22 protein-coding genes are annotated in these 18,719 nt (G+C 38.4%); 21 read left to right on the top strand and 1 reads right to left on the bottom strand.

Translation table 11 applies throughout. The features are described from left to right. Window positions 1-9: 9 nt before the first annotated feature. The 14 genes from aroH to ACWM35_RS04930 all read left to right on the top strand — a co-directional run bounded on the left by aroH (window position 10) and on the right by ACWM35_RS04930 (window position 11,864). The gene (aroH, locus tag ACWM35_RS04995; RefSeq protein WP_454816069.1) at window positions 10-375 is read left to right on the top strand and encodes a chorismate mutase; all 366 of its coding nucleotides are present in this window, start codon (window positions 10-12) and stop codon (window positions 373-375) included. Window positions 376-418: 43 nt separating this feature from the next. Then, window positions 419-1,531: a histidinol-phosphate transaminase gene (gene hisC, locus ACWM35_RS04990; protein ID WP_454816067.1), complete on the top strand. Its 1,113-nt coding sequence runs from the start codon at window positions 419-421 to the stop codon at window positions 1,529-1,531. 10 nt (window positions 1,532-1,541) lie between these two features. Next, window positions 1,542-2,651: a prephenate dehydrogenase gene (locus ACWM35_RS04985; protein ID WP_454816065.1), complete on the top strand. Its 1,110-nt coding sequence runs from the start codon at window positions 1,542-1,544 to the stop codon at window positions 2,649-2,651. Window positions 2,652-2,674: 23 nt separating this feature from the next. Continuing rightward, window positions 2,675-3,964 (top strand): 3-phosphoshikimate 1-carboxyvinyltransferase, encoded by a 1,290-nt coding sequence (gene aroA / locus ACWM35_RS04980; RefSeq protein WP_454816063.1) that lies wholly within the window; start codon window positions 2,675-2,677, stop codon window positions 3,962-3,964. Between the two features lie 102 nt (window positions 3,965-4,066). After that, complete coding sequence (locus ACWM35_RS04975) at window positions 4,067-4,966, top strand: hypothetical protein (protein ID WP_454816061.1); 900 nt, start codon at window positions 4,067-4,069, stop codon at window positions 4,964-4,966. 29 nt (window positions 4,967-4,995) lie between these two features. Next, window positions 4,996-6,252: a tetratricopeptide repeat protein gene (locus tag ACWM35_RS04970; RefSeq protein WP_454816059.1), complete on the top strand. Its 1,257-nt coding sequence runs from the start codon at window positions 4,996-4,998 to the stop codon at window positions 6,250-6,252. 40 nt (window positions 6,253-6,292) lie between these two features. Beyond that, window positions 6,293-6,859, top strand: coding sequence for a ReoY family proteolytic degradation factor (locus tag ACWM35_RS04965; protein WP_454816058.1), 567 nt, complete (start codon window positions 6,293-6,295; stop codon window positions 6,857-6,859). Window positions 6,860-6,968: 109 nt separating this feature from the next. Continuing rightward, window positions 6,969-7,433 (top strand): YpiF family protein, encoded by a 465-nt coding sequence (locus ACWM35_RS04960; RefSeq protein ID WP_454817084.1) that lies wholly within the window; start codon window positions 6,969-6,971, stop codon window positions 7,431-7,433. A gap of 139 nt (window positions 7,434-7,572) precedes the next feature. After that, complete coding sequence (locus ACWM35_RS04955) at window positions 7,573-8,079, top strand: QcrA and Rieske domain-containing protein (protein WP_454816056.1); 507 nt, start codon at window positions 7,573-7,575, stop codon at window positions 8,077-8,079. A gap of 3 nt (window positions 8,080-8,082) precedes the next feature. Continuing rightward, window positions 8,083-8,757 carry a menaquinol-cytochrome c reductase cytochrome b subunit gene (gene qcrB, locus ACWM35_RS04950; RefSeq protein ID WP_454816054.1) on the top strand — a complete coding sequence of 225 codons (675 nt, stop codon included), beginning with the start codon at window positions 8,083-8,085 and terminating at the stop codon, window positions 8,755-8,757. A gap of 55 nt (window positions 8,758-8,812) precedes the next feature. Continuing rightward, complete coding sequence (locus ACWM35_RS04945; protein ID WP_454816052.1) at window positions 8,813-9,589, top strand: c-type cytochrome; 777 nt, start codon at window positions 8,813-8,815, stop codon at window positions 9,587-9,589. A gap of 70 nt (window positions 9,590-9,659) precedes the next feature. Beyond that, window positions 9,660-10,253 carry a DUF1405 domain-containing protein gene (locus ACWM35_RS04940; RefSeq protein ID WP_454816050.1) on the top strand — a complete coding sequence of 198 codons (594 nt, stop codon included), beginning with the start codon at window positions 9,660-9,662 and terminating at the stop codon, window positions 10,251-10,253. Between the two features lie 79 nt (window positions 10,254-10,332). Next, a complete protein-coding gene (gene ypjB, locus ACWM35_RS04935) occupies window positions 10,333-11,127 on the top strand; it encodes a sporulation protein YpjB (protein WP_454816048.1) in 795 nt (264 codons plus the stop codon). 56 nt (window positions 11,128-11,183) lie between these two features. Beyond that, window positions 11,184-11,864, top strand: a complete 681-nt coding sequence (locus ACWM35_RS04930; protein WP_454816047.1) for a zinc metallopeptidase — start codon at window positions 11,184-11,186, stop codon at window positions 11,862-11,864. A 98-nt stretch (window positions 11,865-11,962) separates the two neighbouring features. Here the strand turns inward: ACWM35_RS04930 and ACWM35_RS04925 are convergent, their stop codons facing one another. Then, window positions 11,963-12,835 (bottom strand): YitT family protein, encoded by an 873-nt coding sequence (locus tag ACWM35_RS04925; protein WP_454816045.1) that lies wholly within the window; start codon window positions 12,833-12,835, stop codon window positions 11,963-11,965. A gap of 174 nt (window positions 12,836-13,009) precedes the next feature. On the opposite strand from ACWM35_RS04925, the gene ACWM35_RS04920 reads away from it, so the two are divergent. Genes ACWM35_RS04920 through ACWM35_RS04890 form a run of 7 tightly spaced genes read left to right on the top strand, consistent with a single transcriptional unit; the run spans window position 13,010 to window position 18,594 of the window. Continuing rightward, a complete protein-coding gene (locus ACWM35_RS04920; protein ID WP_454816043.1) occupies window positions 13,010-13,354 on the top strand; it encodes a nucleotide pyrophosphohydrolase in 345 nt (114 codons plus the stop codon). A 5-nt stretch (window positions 13,355-13,359) separates the two neighbouring features. Then, on the top strand, window positions 13,360-14,163 hold the full coding sequence (dapB, locus tag ACWM35_RS04915) for a 4-hydroxy-tetrahydrodipicolinate reductase (RefSeq protein ID WP_454816041.1): 804 nt from the start codon (window positions 13,360-13,362) through the stop codon (window positions 14,161-14,163). Window positions 14,164-14,174: 11 nt separating this feature from the next. Further along, entirely contained in the window at window positions 14,175-14,591 is a 417-nt protein-coding gene (gene mgsA / locus ACWM35_RS04910; RefSeq protein WP_454816039.1) for a methylglyoxal synthase, read from the top strand. After that, the gene (gene bshB1 / locus ACWM35_RS04905; RefSeq protein WP_454816037.1) at window positions 14,584-15,294 is read left to right on the top strand and encodes a bacillithiol biosynthesis deacetylase BshB1; all 711 of its coding nucleotides are present in this window, start codon (window positions 14,584-14,586) and stop codon (window positions 15,292-15,294) included. The genes mgsA and bshB1 overlap by 8 nt, the downstream gene beginning before the upstream one ends. Before the next feature lies 1 nt (window position 15,295). Next, a complete protein-coding gene (gene bshA / locus ACWM35_RS04900; RefSeq protein ID WP_454816035.1) occupies window positions 15,296-16,423 on the top strand; it encodes an N-acetyl-alpha-D-glucosaminyl L-malate synthase BshA in 1,128 nt (375 codons plus the stop codon). A gap of 9 nt (window positions 16,424-16,432) precedes the next feature. Beyond that, window positions 16,433-17,632: a CCA tRNA nucleotidyltransferase gene (locus ACWM35_RS04895; RefSeq protein WP_454816033.1), complete on the top strand. Its 1,200-nt coding sequence runs from the start codon at window positions 16,433-16,435 to the stop codon at window positions 17,630-17,632. After that, complete coding sequence (locus ACWM35_RS04890) at window positions 17,617-18,594, top strand: biotin--[acetyl-CoA-carboxylase] ligase (protein WP_454816031.1); 978 nt, start codon at window positions 17,617-17,619, stop codon at window positions 18,592-18,594. Before ACWM35_RS04895 ends, ACWM35_RS04890 begins: the two co-directional genes overlap by 16 nt. Window positions 18,595-18,719: the final 125 nt, after the last annotated feature.

The following is an 18,719-nucleotide window of genomic DNA, read 5'->3' as shown; positions in this document are numbered from 1 at the left end:
GGGATTTATATGTTCAGAGGGGTGAGGGGAGCAACTACAGTTGATGGCAACACGGAGGATGCAATCATTTCAGCAACAGGAGAGCTTTTAAAGCAAATGATTGAGAGTAACAATATTTTGCCTGATCAGGTTGCTTCCGTTTTAATCTCAACAACAGATGATGTTAATGCCGTATTTCCAGCAAAAGCATTACGAAAATTTGCTGACTGGACATATGTGCCTGTTATGTGTATGAGGGAAATCCCTGTACCTAATTCGTTACAAAAGTGCGTTAGAATCATGATGCATGTGAATACAACAACGGACCAAGAAGAAATTGTCCATGTATATTTAAAAGAAGCCAAGGTATTAAGGCCTGATTTACGGAGAATTTAGCTAAATTGAAATCCTGATTTATAAAGGACGGAGTGGAGAATAGATGAGATGGAAAAAGCAATTATTAACACTGACTCCATATCAGCCGGGAAAATCGATAGAGTCAGTTAAAAAACAGTATAATCTTAAGCAAATTGTAAAGCTGGCGTCAAATGAAAATCCATTTGGCTGCTCAAAGCATGTACAGACTGCATTAGAGGCCAGCCAACCTGGATTTGCCATTTATCCCGATGGCTATATGACCAATTTAAGGGATTCACTGGCTGCTTTTCTAAAGGTTGAACCCGAATCGCTAATATTTGGGAATGGCTCAGATAATATCATTCAAATGATTTCTAGGTCACTGCTGCACCCAGGTGCAAATACAGTTATGGCGACACCAACGTTTTCTCAATATAAACATAATGCGGTAATTGAGGGGGCAGAGGTAAGGGAAATCCCATTAATTAATGGTGAACATGATTTAGACAAAATGCTCGCTGCAATTGATGATAAAACCAATGTTGTGTGGGTTTGCAGTCCAAATAATCCAACGGGTACATATGTGGCAGAAAATAAATTGGTTGCCTTTTTAGAAAAAGTCCCTTCACATGTATTGGTGGTTCTTGATGAAGCTTATTATGAATACGTCATCGCGGAAGATTCCTTTAATGCGATTGACTTAACTCGTACTTATCCGAATTTAATTACGCTAAGAACTTTTTCAAAGATTTATGGTCTTGCATCATTAAGAGTAGGCTATGGGATCGCAAATCCTTCGATTATTAAAGCTCTAGATCCTGCAAGAGAACCATTTAATGTAAATTCATTTGCCCAGACAGCAGCACTTGCTGCTATCGGGGACCAAGAATTTGTCCAAACTTGTAAAGAAAAAAACAGACAGGGTTTAGCGCAGTTCTATGATTTTTGCAATCTGAACAAATTAAAATATTATCCTTCACAAACCAATTTTATTTTAATTGATTTTAATGTAGATGGTGATAGGGTATTTCAATATCTACTTGAAAAAGGCTATATTGTCCGATCTGGAAAAGCGCTTGGTTTTCCTACTTCTGTTCGAATTACTGTTGGTTCGAACGAACAAAACGAAGGTGTGCTTAATGCATTAAGTCAATTTTTAGCTGAAGAAAATCGTGCACAGCTAACTGAAAATTAGGGGGACTACCATGGAAGGCCGGGTTTTAGTTATTGGGCTGGGGTTAATTGGCGGTTCTCTAGCATTATGTATCAAAAAAGAACATAAAGAAGCAACTATAGTCGGTTACGATATAAATCGTGAACAAGCCAAACTTGCCAAAATGCTAGGTGTCGTGGATGAGACAATAAACGATATTGCTCAAGGAGCAATCGCTGCCAATTTAATTATTATTGCTGCTCCTGTCCAAGAAACGGAAGCGATTATTCATGAGATTTCTGAGCTTCCATTAAAGTCAGAGGTAATTATCACAGATACTGGAAGCACAAAAAGTAAAATTGTAGCTAATGCTTCTAGCTTAATGAAACAAGGGTATACATTTATTGGCGGCCATCCTATGGCGGGCTCACATAAATCTGGAGTAACGGCGGCAAAAGAAATTCTTTTTGAAAATGCATTTTATCTTCTTACTCCAGAAAGTCATATTGACGATTCGAAAGTTGATACTTTAAAAGAATGGTTAAAAGGAACTAAGGCAAAATTCTTAAAGGTGACCCCTGAAAATCATGATTATTTGACAGGAATTGTCAGTCACTTCCCCCATATCATTGCGGCTTCGATTGTTCGCCAAACGGAAAGATTGGCAGAGGCTGATAGTTTAATTCCTCGTTTAGCTGCTGGCGGATTTAGAGATATTACAAGAATTGCTTCTAGCAGTCCGGAAATGTGGAAAGATATTCTGCTTCATAATCGTGAGGTATTAATGGAACTGATTACCCAGTGGCAAGAGGAAATGGACTGGGTGAAAGAATTACTGGAGCATAAGAATAGCAATGAAATCTATCAATATTTTCAAGCTGCAAAAAATTTCCGGGATGGTCTTCCAGTAAGAGAAAAAGGGGCTATACCGGCGTTTTATGACCTATATGTTGATGTTCCAGATTATCCCGGTGTTATTTCTGAAATTACTGGTTATTTAGCTAAGGAGAAGATAAGTATTACAAATATCCGAATCCTAGAAACCCGTGAAGACGAAATTTATGGGGTTCTGGTAATTAGTTTTCAAACGGAAGAGGACCGCGAGCGGGCGGAGCAATGCATCCATGCTTGTTCCAGCTTTGCAACCTCAATTGGAACATAAATGATCATGGATAAGGTGATTACATGGAAACGATAGAGCTACAGCCTACAATTAATGGATTAACTGGTGTTATAAAAATACCTGGGGACAAATCGATTTCTCATCGGTCAGTTATGTTTGGCTCCATTGCTAATGGAGTTACCAGGGTTAGCAATTTCTTGCCTGGTGATGATTGTTTAAGTACCATTTCCTGTTTTCGTAAGCTTGGTGTGGTCATTGAGGAAAATGAAGGTGAATTAATCATCCAGGGAAATGGGTTCGAGGGACTTCGAGAACCAAGTGAAATCCTTGATGTCGGAAATTCGGGAACGACCATTCGCTTAATAATGGGAATATTAGCTGGTAGACCTTTCTTTTCTTCCCTTGTAGGTGACGACTCCATTGGCAGAAGGCCAATGACAAGAGTTACGGAACCTTTAAAAACAATGGGAGCCAATATTGATGGCCGAAATAATGGATCATTCACACCCATTGGAATTCGCGGCGCCAAATTAAACCCGATACATTATCAAGTTCCAGTGGCCAGTGCTCAAGTTAAGTCGGCACTGATCTTAGCAGCTCTTCAGGCAGACGGTGAATCTAAGATTATCGAGTCAGCCGAGACTCGTGACCATACAGAAAGAATGATTAGAAAATTTGCTGGTGAGGTTCATTCTCTTAATCGTGAAATAACTGTCAAAGGCGGTCAAAATCTAATAGCGTCTGATATTTATGTGCCAGGTGATATTTCTTCTGCTGCCTTTTTCCTCGTTGCAGGTGCTATTGTTCAAGATAGTGAGATTGTTCTTCAAAATGTTGGTCTAAACCCAACAAGGACCGGAATCATCGAGGTAATGGAAAAGATGGGAGCCAATATTGAGATTAGTCAACATGAAGGCGACTCTTTTGAACCGATAGGGGATATTACAATTAAAACATCAAATCTGAAAGGCACGGTTATTGAAGGAGATGTCATTCCAAGATTAATTGATGAAATTCCTATCATAGCCTTACTGGCAACACAGGCAGTGGGGACTACGGTCATTAAAGATGCTGAAGAGCTTAAGGTTAAAGAAACGAATCGAATTGATACAGTTGTACAAGAATTAACAAAGCTGGGTGCCGCCATTGAGGCAACTGAGGATGGTATGATTATTCATGGCGGTTCAAGTCTATCTGGAGGCAAAGTGTCGAGTCATGGGGATCATCGAATCGGTATGATGCTTGCAGTTGCTTCATTAATTTGTCAAGACAACGTAGAGCTTGATCATCCAGATTCCATCGCTGTTTCATATCCAAACTTCTTTCACCATTTAAATAGTTTACAAAAATAAAAGCTGCGGGTTTGCGGCTTTTTTTCTTTCTTTTCTGTGTCATAGTTTTTAATAATTGGTCATAGCTTGTTTTAAGAAGGATTAGCCAAAAGAGGTGGTAGGATGGGGTATATCATCGAAGATGCGCATATTCTTAAGGAATCAAATCTGATAAAATCTTCTTTGTTAATTGAAAAAGACCAAATTACTGCTAGGAAGTCTAATTTTAATCACTATAATTTAATGAGAATGAATACTGATGGCTTTATTATGACCCCGTCATTTGTCCTTTTCGATCCTAATATACCTCTTAAAGCTTCATATCAAGAGCTAAGAAAATATTTAACTGAGCAATTCCTTAGAAAAGGCTCTACCACATTGATTACGTATACTTCTGTTTCATTTGAAAGTGAACTGCCTCAAAAATTAAATGATGTAAAAACATCTCTTATCAGCAGTTCAGTGGATTTTCTTATCTGCGTAAAAATCCCTCTAAGGCTTTTAACACCATCGTTTATTAGAAAATGCAAGCGAGAAAAGGTTCCAGCTATCTTTTTCGAGGTTGACGGATCAGAGCAGCTTGAGGAGATCCCGTGGAGCTGGATTAAAGAAGCGATGTTTCCTTATAATAATTTATTGATTCCAATAATTACTAAGCCATTAAAGAAGGAAGCTAAGATAGTTTTGTCGAAATGGAAAGTAAGAATGGAAAAAGAAAAAATCCCAGTGTTGTTCGATGAATTGGCAGAGCGTGAGCCATTGTCAATTCCCATATTAAACAAGCTAGGTTTGTATCCCCGAAAAGCAAGTTTATTACATGGGGCAGAAATAAGTTATAATTTATTTTTAAATGACAACGAAATCAAGAATGTTGATGAAGCAGGATTATTTCATTATCATTGTGATAGACTTGTAGTTACCATACACAAAGGAAAAGTTGTCCGAGCAGGAGAAGAAGTTTTATATAAACCAGGTTATGGAGAATATGTTAAGGTACTAACCCCTTCCTTTTTCTCTTTATAATGGGAACACGTAAACGAGAGGACATTGAAATGGATAGAGTAAATAAAATTATTACGATGCTGGAAAACGGCAAACATAATGAAGCAATAAATGAATATAATGATGTATTAATCAGTGGAATGCCTGATGAAAAATTCCTTCTCGCTGAAGAATTATATCAGTTTGGCTTTTTAAGTGAAGCGAAGGCATTAGTGGAAAGCCTGCTAGAGGTTTACCCTGAGGAAGGTGAACTGCTTGTTATGCTTGGGGAGATATTAGTAGAATCGGGGGATGAGGAACGAGCCATTCTTGAGTTAGAGAAAATCTCCGAACATGACCCCAGCTTTGGACAATCCTTATTACTGCTTGCTGACCTATATCAAGTTCAAGGGCTCTATGAAGTTTGTGAAAGAAAGTTGTTAAAGGCAAAAGAAATTTTACCCACTGAGTTTATCATTGATTTTGCTTTAGGCGAGTTATACAGTGAACAAGGTGAAGTAATAAAGGCAATGAACGCTTATCATACAGTTTTAGAAGAAGAGCAGGAAATTGCCGGAGTCAATATCCATCAACGGCTGGCTGAGCTTTTGAGTGCTTCGGGAGCTTTTGAACAAGCGTTAACCCATTATGAAAAGGCACTGGATGAAAAATTAGAGATTAATACTTTATTCGGATTTGCTTTTACAGCACTTCAAGCTGGGTATAACCGAACAGCGATTGAGAAATTCGAGGAGTTAAAAGGCTTGGATCCCGAATATCATTCACTATATCTGCACCTTGCTAAGGCGTATGAGCGGGAGGAAGAACTTGAGGAGAGCTTGACTGCTGTCCAAGAAGGTATCAGGCAGGATGATTTTAATAAGGAATTATTCTTCTATGGTGGAAAGATAGCGATTAAACTTAGTAAACTAGAACTAGCAGAAAAATATTTTCGGGAGGCCATTGCCTTAGATCCTGGATTTACAGAAGCTGCTCTTACATTGAATAAGTTATTTTTGCAGGATGAAAGATATGAAGATGTTATTGACTTAATAAATGAACTGGATATAGAAGATGACGAGGAACCACAATTTTTATGGGACGCAGCCCTTGCTTATAATCGGTTAGAGGAATATTCCTATGCATTAGACAAATATGAAAGTGCATATACTTTTTTTAAGAATAATCAAGCATTCTTGCTGGATTACGGATATTTTTTAATTGAGGAAGGAAAAAACGACCTTGCTGCCGAAATTTTTAAACAGTTACTAAAAGAAGATCCAAGTAATGGGGAGTATCTGGATTTACTTGAGCGTTTACAGCAATAAAATATAAAAAAAGCTGAATATGCAGAGGAGGGAAATGAATATGGCAACCCCTGTATCTGTCAACGAGAAAAAGGACTTTATTCGCTGGTTTTTAAATCATTATCAATTAAAAAGAAGAGAATGTGTTTGGATTCTCAATTATCTAATGAGTCATGACCAATTAATGGAGAAGGTTCATTTTGTTGAGCAAGCACAGTATTGTCCCCGTGGGCTGATTATGTCGACCCATTGTGTTGACAAAGTACCATTCCGCTTTTATAAAGAAAATGTAATGACTACTGATGCAGAAAAATCCTTTCATGATATTCGGTTAAATCGGGACGAGGATATCTTTATTCAACTTAACTTTCATGCTTCCAATCAGGCACACCAATATGCCGCTGTATTAGAGGAAAATCCATTTGTTCCGAAGCATCTTCAAGTAAATGAAAAAGACGGAATTGTTGCTGAGCAATTTTTACAAAACAGTATTGAACGGTTCCAACGAGAAAAGCTGCTGCAATTAATCGATGAGGCACTGGATAAGCAAGATAAAGTTGCCTTTAGGGCATTGACAGAAAAGCTTAATGATTTATTGCAGACTGAACAAAATGGAAGCTTGCGTTAAGCAGGCATCCATTTTGTTTTTTTGTATTGATTACAGTAATTCATTTGCGCAAAAAAAAGAAAATGTTATGATTGTGTTAATGGATTGATAAAGAGGGCTGGTGTCGAGAATGAAGTGGATTTCAAAAGATATAGAAACCTATTTAAGTGCAAAGGAATATGTGGATACGGCAGTTATTCCATTATTTTCCGTGACATTCGGGACGGAGATGTCACAATCAGCATCAAATGCAGAATTTATTACACTACTAACTAACTATTTAGAAAGACAGTTTACTGGTAGATTGGTTTTATTTCCTCCATTTACTTATTTAAAGAGTGTTGATTCAGAAAACATCGTGAATCAATTGAAAAATTGGGAAGAGAATATTGAAAAGAACGAGTTTAAACATATTTTTTACATAACCTCAGAAAGCGAATGGAAATTACACGAGGACAAGCTTTTAGGTTCACTCATTTGGCTGCCATCACTTCCACTTTCAGCACTGAATGAACAACAAAAAAATTCGATGATTGAAAGCCAAGTTAAACAGCTACTCGACTTGTTTACTCGGAAATGGCATGAAAATTTATAATAATTGGCGGAATAACATGTTTTTAAAATAGTATGTTATTGACCTTGGTTAAAAGTTGATATATCATGGTTATGTCCTAGTTTTATATGTGTTTAATTAATGTCCGATGGACTTATCTTGTGAATAGAGGGGGGATAGCATGAGTAAGCATCGCGTTTCTAGAAGACAATTTTTAAGCTACACATTAACAGGTGTAGGCGGTTTCATGGCAGCAGGAATGTTAATGCCGATGGTTCGTTTTGCAATTGATCCAGTCTTAAAAGCAAAAGAAGGTGGAGATTTCATTGCAACACCGCTTAAAATGGCTGACATTACTGAAGAACCGCAACGGGTAGACTATACGTACGAGCAAGTGGATGCGTGGTATACATCTGAAATTACCGAAACTGCATGGGTTTATAAGGATGAAAATGGAGAAATAGTTGCTCTATCACCGGTTTGTAAACACCTTGGTTGTACAGTTGCATGGGCGACTGACAAAGAACATCCAAATGAGTTCTTCTGTCCATGTCACTTTGGTCGTTATACAAAAGATGGAACAAATGTTAAAGGTACTCCGCCATTAGCACCACTGGATGTATACCCTATTAAAGAAAAAGATGGTTTCCTATATTTAGGGAAAGCAGAACCACGGAAAGGGGCGTAATCTATGTTAAACAAAATTTACGATTGGGTAGATGAACGTTTAGATATTACGCCTCTGTGGCGCGATATCGCAGACCATGAAGTACCTGAGCATGTTAATCCAGCGCATCATTTTTCTGCGTTTGTATATTGCTTTGGCGGTCTGACGTTTTTTGTTACTGTTATTCAAATTCTTTCTGGTATGTTTTTAACGATGTATTATGTACCGGATATCAAGAACGCATGGGAATCCGTATATTACCTGCAAAATCAAGTAGCATTCGGACAAATTGTGCGGGGCATGCACCACTGGGGTGCCAGCTTAGTTATTGTAATGATGTTCTTACATACATTACGCGTGTTTTTCCAAGGAGCATATAAAAAACCACGTGAATTAAACTGGGTTGTCGGAGTTCTAATTTTCTTCGTCATGCTTGGTTTAGGCTTAACTGGTTACTTATTACCTTGGGATATGAAAGCGTTATTCGCAACAAAGGTTACCTTGCAAATTGTTGAGTCAGTGCCATTCATTGGACCTTATTTAAAAACGTTAATGTCTGGTCATGAAACGATTGTTGGTGCGCAAACCCTTACGCGTTTCTTTGCGATTCACGTATTCTTCTTGCCAGCTGCATTATTTGGTTTAATGGCAGCCCACTTCATGATGATTCGTAAACAGGGTATTTCTGGACCACTTTAAAAATCGGATAGTTTATGATTAATTGAATCTTACGAATAAAGGAGGGGATTGCTCGATGCATCGCGGTAAAGGTATGAAATTCGTCGGAGACTCTCGTGTATTAGCACCTGAAGCTCGTACGAAAAAAAACATTCCGAAAGATTACTCAGAATACCCTGGTAAAACAGAGGCATTTTGGCCCAACTTCCTTTTGAAAGAATGGTTAGTAGGGGCAGTATTTCTTGTCGGCTTTTTATGTTTAACAGTTGCACATCCGAGTCCACTTGAAAGGATTGCGGATCCATCAGATACAGGCTATGTTCCGATGCCGGACTGGTACTTCTTGTTCTTATACCAATTGCTTAAGTATGAATTTGCATCTGGACCATATAACGTTGTGGGTGCAATGATAATTCCTGGACTAGCTTTTGGAGGATTATTATTGGCACCATTTCTTGACCGTGGACCAGAACGTCGTCCATCAAAGCGTCCATTAGCTACTGCTTTTATGTTGCTGGCAATTGCTGGTATTACATTCCTGACTTGGCAGGCTTCTAGTACTCATGACTGGGAAGCAGCGAAGGAATATGGAAAGATTGTAGCAGAAGCTGACATCGATAAGGAAAGTGATGGCTACAAAATTGCTTCAGAGAACACTTGTATTTCCTGTCATGGTGACAGCCTACAAGGTGGTGCCGGAGCTCCAACGTTGATTGGAACAGGTTTGTCTGCTGAAGAAATTGCCAAAATTGCTAAAGAAGGTCAAGGTGGTATGCCTGCTGGTATCTTCAAGGGTGATGAGGAACAGCTAAAGGTTCTTTCTGAATTCATCGCTGGTCTTGGTGAAAAATAATAATAATGATAAAAAGCTGACGGTTTTTCGTCAGCTTTTTTCTTCAAATTAGACGTAAGGTGGAGTTCTCGTGAACAGGCTTTATCCTCTTTTGGCACACAAATCTTTTTTATGGTTATTATTAATTATTAATATAGCTGGGACTATCTATGGCTACATTTGGTACGGTTGGCAGCTAAAAGAAACACCAACGATTTTCTTACTATTTGTTCCTGATAGTCCAACTGCTAGTTTATTTTTTGTATTTGTAGTGGTTGCTTTTTTATTACGGAAAAATTGGCCATTGATTGAAGCTTTAGCAATTGTTACTTTATTTAAATATGGAATTTGGGCAGTTGTAATGAATTTTCTCGTATTTATTGTTAGCGATGAACTCGATCCAATTGGTTGGATGTTAATTTTCTCACATTTTGCAATGGCCGTACAAGGTATTCTTTACTCACCCTTTTATCGCTTTAAATGGTGGCATTTAATCATTGCAGCTGTTTGGACTTTACATAATGATGTCATTGATTATGTCTTTTATATGATGCCCAGATATCATATGTTAAATGATTACACAGCAAAAATCGGCTATTTCACATTTTGGCTGTCTGTCCTATCGATTGCGATAGCTTATTATTTAGTCGTTCGCCATAGACGTTTTAAGCTAGAGATAAAATAGTGACCATGTAGGATAAAAGATGGTCTAACCTTGTCCAACCTTTCATACATTTTAGTAGTAATGATAGGGGGGACAAGGTTTGAAGATTAAATGGGTACTATTAATTGCAATTATATTCTTGCTAACTCCCATGACAGTTAATGCAGAAGTGCAAGCACCTATAGAAAAGCTTGATCATATTTCAGATGAGGCTCTGCAAATGATGAAATATCATAGATATGATGATTCTAAAAAGCTGCTCGATTATTTTTCAGAACAATTTACTAGCATTTCCAGCAGTGAACATCCTTTTACTACGGATCAATTAAGGATCATCAGCATATCTCATGATGAAGCATTGGAAGCAGCTGTAAGTTCAAGCATGGAATATGAGGAAAGAATAACAAGGCTTACAAAGTTTCGTCTAGTTGTTGATGCCATTACAACGAGTCATCAACCGTTATGGATGGAGATGAAGGGACAAATTATGTCATCCTTTCATCAAGCAAGAGAAGCTGCCAGTACTGGTGATTCAGCTGATTTCCACTCTAATTTTAATTCGTTTTTGTCCTTATATAACATCATTTATCCAAGTATGAAAATTGATGTTTCCGCAGAAAATATTCAAAGGCTAGATGCCCGTATAAACTTCATTGATGAATATCGTTCTGAGGTTGTAAATAATGTGAAGACCCAACAGGAGTTAGAAGGTCTAGAATCTGATTTGAATCATCTATTTGATAATATGGATGAGGATGAGGCTGACCCTTCGCTTTGGTGGGTAATTATTTCAACAGGGAGTATTATCATTTCAACACTTTCCTATGTTGGCTGGAAAAAGTATCAAGCAGATAAAGAAATGAGAAGAAACCGTTCTAGAGATCATAAGCGTTAATAATGGTGGATACGAACATCGAGATAAACATAACTGATTAGAAATGGAGTTTTTTTGTGAATTTCTTACTTTATTTCCTCATCATTATTTTGGTCCCCTTATGGGCTCAGTTTAAAGTAAAGAGAACTTTTGTTAAATATACCAAAGTTCCAACAGCAACACATCGAACTGGCGCAGAAGTGGCAAGAGAAGTATTAAATGCTAATGGATTATTTAATGTTGCTGTTGAACAAGGAAGAGGCTTTCTAAGTGACCATTATGACCCCCGTACGAAAACGGTGCGGCTTTCACCTGAGAATTATCATGGACACTCTATAGCCGCTGCCGCTGTGGCTGCTCACGAATGTGGACATGCAATCCAAGATGCTGAACGCTATGCTTTTTTACGGTTTCGCCATGCCTTGGTTCCAGTAGCGAATATAGGCTCTAATTTTTCTTGGGTACTCATTATGATCGGTATCTTTGCGCAAATGAGCGGGATGCTGTTATTAGGGATTATTTTTATGGCAGCAGCTGTATTGTTTCAAGTCATCACATTACCTGTTGAGTATAATGCTTCGAGTCGTGCAATGGACCAAGTGGTTGCATTGGGGATTATCCGGAATGAGGAAGAGCGGGGAGCAAGGAAAGTATTGAATGCAGCTGCGCTTACCTATGTTGCTGCCGCTGCAGTCGCCGTTTTAGAGTTATTGAGGCTAGTCCTTATCTTTACCGGAATGAATAGAAATGAAGAATAAAAGCAATGTCCAGAGTGGACATTGCTTTTATTGTCTAGCTGCAGCACCTAGGGGCTCGGGGTCATAAGCTCCTGAACGAGGCGCTTTCGCTTTTCTTGTTAAACTTCAATCGGTTTTTTGTTTTCATCTAAAGTAAAGCCTTCTCCATGCACATCATGAACAACACTGACAGAGATGAAGGCATGAGGGTCAATCGCTGTAGTGAGGTTTTTTAAGCGGACAAGTTCATTTCTAGCTACAACGCAATATAAAACTTCCCTATCTTCTTTGGTAAATGAGCCGTACCCTCTAAGGACAGTAACGCCTCTATCCATTTCATCCATTATCTTCTGAGCGACTTCGGCATTTTTCTTGGAGATGATCATAGCTCCACGTGCAGCATATGCTCCTTCTTGAATAAAATCAATAACTCTTGCTCCAATAAAAACAGCTACAAGTGTATACATGGCCTGTTTATAATTTAAATAGGTTAGAACAGAAGCAGCAATGACAACCATATCGAATATTAGCATTGTTTTACCCATGCTCCAGCCAGCATATTTTTGCACAAGTCTGGCTATAATATCGACCCCACCAGTGGTTCCTCCATATCGGAAGATAATTCCTAAGCCAATTCCTAAAAAGACCCCTGCAAATAATGCCGCCAGTGTTAAGTCGTCCTTAAGTGGCATCTCAATGGAATAACGTTGAAAAATCCACAGAAAAATGGAGAGTCCGACGGTCCCAAGAATGGTATAGAAGAAGGCATTCCTCCCTAATAATTTCCATCCTACAAAAAATAAAGGAATGTTCAAAATGATATTGGTATAAGAGGGATCCCATTTGAACAAAAAGAAAAGGAGAAGGGTTATTCCTGTAAATCCACCTTCAGCTAATTTATTCTGCATATTAAAGTGTACAAGTCCGAATGCCATAATGGCAGTTCCAAGTAGGATAAATAATATGTTCTTAAATTTGAGTCCTAGTATCATTAAATTACCTCCACTGCCATAAATTTCCCTATCTAGCGGTTATTATTATATCGAATTAACAATCGAAGAGCAATCTGGTTAGGAAAGTTATAACTCGATACGAAAATATTTGTAATTCAAACTAAATTTAGCTAATGTTATAGTAGAAGTTAGACTAGAAAGAGGTGAGGAAGCATGGTCAAAGAGAAGTCGATGAAAGACTTGCAGACTGAAGTAGATACATACATCAGCCAATTTAAAGAAGGATATTTTAGTCCCTTGGCAATGCTTGCAAGGCTGACAGAAGAACTGGGGGAACTAGCGAGAGAAATTAATCATTATTATGGTGAAAAACCAAAGAAATCGAGTGAAACTGAAAAAGCCATTGAGGAAGAATTGGGTGATCTCTTGTTTGTGGTCATTTGCCTTGCTAATTCTTTAGATATTAACTTAGAGGATGCTCATAATTTAGTGATGAATAAATTTAATACGAGAGACAAGGACCGCTGGACTAGGATTGAAGCGAAAGGGACGGAGTGATGAATTTGGAAACAGTTAAAATTGTTATTGCAGGACCACGGGGGAGAATGGGGAGAGAGGCTGTTAAGCTGGTTAAAGATACAAATCACTTTCAGTTAACAGCTGCTATCGATCATAAATATAATGGAATGATGCTAACCGATTTGGAGGGCTTCCAAGCGGCAGATAATGTCCCTATTTTTAATGATATTGAGACCTGTTTTAAAAATGTCGAAGCAGATGTGCTGATAGATTTAACAACACCTGAGGTTGGTATGCATCATGCCCGGACTGCGCTTTCCTATAATGTACGCCCTGTTGTTGGGACTACCGGTTTTACTCAGGAGGATTTAAGTGAATTAGCTTCTATTTGTGAACAAAAGGAATTGGGTTGTATTATCGCTCCTAACTTTGCTTTAGGTGCAGTTTTGATGATGAAGTTTTCACAAATGGCGGCAAAATATTTTAATGATATTGAAATTATCGAGTTACACCATGACCAAAAATTAGACGCACCATCGGGAACAGCAGTTAAAACGGCAGAAATGATTACAGCTGTAAGGGAAAATAAACAGCAAGGCCATCCAAATGAAAAAGAAACGATACCAGGTGCCAGGGGGGCAGATTATTCTGGTATGCATATTCATTCCGTCCGCTTGCCAGGATTAGTGGCTCATCAACAGGTTCTCTTTGGGGCGGATGGACAAACCTTAACGATTCGCCATGATTCGTACAACCGGACCTCCTTTATGTCAGGTGTGAAAATAGCAGTTGAAACGGTAATGAAGCAAAATACCTTTGTATATGGTCTTGAAAACATTTTAGAATAGGGGTTTTTTCAATGAATATTGCCTTAATCGCACATGATAATAAAAAAAATGACCTGGTGCAATTCGTTGTGGCATATCAAATGATTTTCTCCGAACACACCTTATTCGCTACGGGTACAACTGGTCTGCGTATTAGTGAGGCCACTGGGTTATCAATTAATCGATTCCAATCAGGACCGCTTGGTGGAGATCAGCAAATTGGTGCGATGATTGCGAAAAATCAAATGGATGTTGTTTTCTTTTTTCGGGATCCTTTGACTGCACAACCTCACGAACCGGATGTTACGGCTTTAGTTCGTCTTTGTGATGTTTATTCGATTCCCCTCGCTACGAATATGGGGACAGCTGAATTACTGATTAGAGGGATGGCAGAAGGATTTATGGAATGGAGAAATCTTATTAACAAGAACGGTGAAATAGATGAATAATGAGTCTTTAGATATTTTAGCCTTCGGGGCTCATGCTGATGATGTTGAGATTGGCATGGGGGGGACCATTGCCAAATTGGCAGCAGAAGGAAAGAAAATTGCTATTTGTGATTTAACAGCAGCGGACCTTTCCTCTAATGGCACCATCGAACTTAGAAAAAAGGAAGCTGAACAGGCAGCAACGATATTAGGAGTAACAGAAAGAACATCCCTTGGATTACCGGATAGAGGACTTTATCTGAACGACGAATACATAAGAAAAATTGCATCGGTAATTAGAACCTATCGGCCGGAAATTATTTTTGCTCCATATCATAAAGATCGTCATCCAGATCATGGGAATTGTGCCCGTCTCGTTGAGGAGGCGGTTTTTTCTGCAGGTATAAAGAAGTATAAAACAGATAATAACGAAGAGCCACATAGAACTTCAAAAGTATATTTTTATATGATAAATGGCTTTCATAACCCTGATTTTATGATTGATATATCAGGTTTTATCAATCAAAAACTATCAGCTTTAAGGGCGTATAAAAGTCAATTCGAATCGACGGAACAGAGCTATGAAACACCGTTGGTGAATGGCTATATTGAAACAGTAGAATCAAGGGAAAGGCTGTTTGGTAAACAGGTTGGTGTTGAATTTGCTGAAGGATTTATTTCAAAAATACCAATCCTGTTAAATCGTGATTTGGTGGGAGAATAAAATGAAGAAACTGAAAATCGGAATTACCTGCTATCCAACTGTTGGCGGATCGGGGATTGTCGCAACAGAACTAGGAAAAATGCTAGCAGAAAAAGGGCATGAAATCCATTTTATTTCATCGAGTATGCCTTTTAGACTAAATCGAATGTACCGGAACATCTTTTATCATCAGGTCGAAGTAAACCATTATTCTGTCTTTCAATATCCACCCTATGATATTGCTTTAGCAAGTAAAATGGCCGAGGTCGCTAACCGTGAAAAGTTAGATTTGCTCCATGTTCATTATGCGATTCCCCATGCTGTTTGCGCCATTTTAGCGAAACAAATGAGTAAAGTGGAATTAAAAATCATCACTACATTACATGGAACAGACATAACCATTCTTGGTTCAGATCCATCTTTAACAGATGCGATAAAGTTTGGGATTGAAAAATCAGATATGGTTACGGCTGTTTCTGATGCTTTAATCGAGCAAACCCATGCGCTTATTCAGCCGGATAAACAGATTGAGAGGGTATATAATTTTATTGATGATCGAGTTTATCAAAAGCGGGATGCCCGACACTTAAAGCGGGAATTTGAGATAAAAGAAAATGAAAAAGTAATTATTCATGTTTCAAATTTCCGGAAAGTGAAGCGTGTTCAGGATGTTGTAAAAACCTTCGCCAATATTTCAAAAGCAATGCCGGCAAAACTACTTCTTGTTGGCGATGGTCCAGAAATGCCGCTGGTTTGCAGCTTGGTTAAAAAATTAGGCTTGACTGAAAAAGTTCACCTATTAGGAAAACAGGAAAACCTGGATGAATTGTATTCTATCAGTGATTTAAAGCTTCTTTTATCAGAAAAGGAAAGCTTTGGTCTCGTTGCACTCGAAGCGATGGCTTGTGGAGTACCTTGTATTGGTACGAATGTCGGCGGTATGCCAGAGGTCATAGACCATGGTAAAACAGGTTATATTTGTGAATTAGGAGATATTCCAGATATCTCTGAGAAAGCAATCTCACTTTTAAAAAATGATCAGCTGCATCGACAATTTTCTGAGGAAGCCATTTCAACAGTTGCTACAAAGTTTAATGCCCAGCATATTGTTAGGCAATACGAGCAATTATATTTTAAGGTCTTAGATTAGGTGATAATGATGATTGAACCTTTTAATTCTGCAGTACCAGTATTAGAAAAATTAGAAGCAGCTGGATTTGAAGCGTACTTTGTAGGCGGTTCTGTGAGGGATTATTTATTAAATAAGCCGATTCATGATGTGGATATTGCAACATCTGCTACGCCTGATGAAGTAAAACAAGTTTTCTCGAAAACGGTGGATATTGGAATTGAACATGGAACTGTACTTGTATTATTTAATGGTCAATCCTATGAAATTACAACATTTCGAACAGAAGGGGAATATCAGGATTATCGACGGCCAACAGAAGTTCTATTTATCAGGAATTTAATAGAGGATTTAAAACGGCGAGATTTTACCATGAATGCGATGGCGATGGATAAAAATGGAAATATCATCGATCCCTTTGATGGGAAATCTGCGATAGAGAAGAAGCTTATTCAAACGGTAGGGAGCCCTTATGAACGCTTTCAAGAGGACGCGTTACGGATGATGAGAGCGGGACGTTTTGTCAGTCAATTAGGGTTTCGTATTGATAATACGACCTTTGATGCTCTAGTACATATGGCTGATTTGCTGAAAAAAATTGCAATCGAGAGAAAGCAGGCTGAATTTAGTAAATTGCTGTCTGGGGAGCATCGAAAACGAGGACTCCAATTACTACTCAATTCTAATCTTATTGCCTACCTTCCTGGTTTGGAAAATCAGCAGGGTGCCATCAAAGGATTATTGGCATTTGAGCTTAACCCATTAAGTACACAGGAAATGTGGTCTTTGTTAGGTTATTGCTTAAAGTTGGAAGATGGGGAAATAGAGGCGTTTTACAGAAACTGGCGGTTGCCGCTTAAGGAAATTAGAGAAATTCAGTTTATCCTATCTTACTTAAAAAAGCGATTTTTGGGTGAATGGTCCAACTATGATCTATATTCTGCGGGAATGGAAATTTTTTCCGCATCTGAATCGCTATTTCTAGTTATTAATGGTAATGAAGATAAACGCACTATCCAGAAGCTGTTGCATCGATATCAAGTATTGCCAATTAAGGACCGTTCAGAAATAGATGTGACCGGTAATGATTTAATGAATTGGTACAATCAAGCAGGAGGGCCATGGCTGAAAGAGAAACTGTTTGCTGTGGAGGTAGCGATATTAGCAGGAGAGTTAGAGAATAATAAACAACGAATAAAGGAGTGGCTAATGGAGTGCAATCACAAATAAGGAAAGATTTGCTCGATGCCTTCACAAATGCTGGAGAGTCCTATTTATCTGGGCAACATTTAGCAGAATTAATTGGCTGCTCACGGACTGCAGTCTGGAAGCATATAGAAGAGCTGCGTAAAGAAGGTTTTGAATTGGAAGCTGTCAGGAAAAAAGGCTACCGGATAGTAAAAACTCCTGAGAAAATAACTGCTGATGAAATAAGACTCGGATTAAAGACAAGATTCATCGGTCAAAATATCCATTATGAAGAAAGTGTTGAATCTACACAAAAGATTGCCCATCGTCTGGCATATGAAAATGTCTCTGAAGGAACAGTCATTATTGCCGAGGAGCAGCTTTCTGGGCGGGGAAGAATGGATCGTAAATGGCATTCTCCAAAATATACAGGGATATGGATGAGTTTAATCCTAAGGCCTAATATTCCGCTGCCAAAAGCCCCTCAACTAACCCTTTTAGCTGCTGTCGCGATTGTTCAAGCAATCGAGGGACTTACGGATCTTAGTCCAGAAATTAAATGGCCGAATGATATTTTAATCAGAGGAAAAAAGGTGACAGGAATATTAACAGAGCTTCAAGCTGAAGCTGACAGAATTAATTCTATTATTATCGGTATTGGAATGAATGTGAATCAGGTTGAAGAAGATTTTCCTGTAGAGCTCGAAAAAATTGCCACCTCGCTTCGAATCGAACAAGGTAAAGAGATTTCCCGGGCTGCCATGGTCCGAGAAATATTTAATAATATGGAAAAATTGTATAATCTTTATTTAGCTGAGGGTTTTTTACCAATCAAGCTGCTTTGGGAGAGTTTTGCGATAAGTGTTGGTAGGCAAATCACTGCTCGAACATTGATGCAAACTATTGTTGGTAAAGCGCTAGGGATTACCGAAGAAGGTGTTCTAATGATTGAAGATAAACAAGGGGTTACTCATCATGTCTATTCTGCTGACATCGAGGTTTAAAAAATGCTAGAGTAGTTGCTCCAACGGTCTTGCGCTTTTAATCAATACCTTTTATAATTCGAAGTATGGGCGGTATCCTTACAGAGCTGCACCGAAGTTTTTTTGAAAACCAAAAAGGTTTCTGC

The sequence above is a fragment of the Neobacillus sp. K501 genome (assembly GCF_053749995.1).
This window is presented reverse-complemented; position numbering and strand designations above follow the sequence as displayed.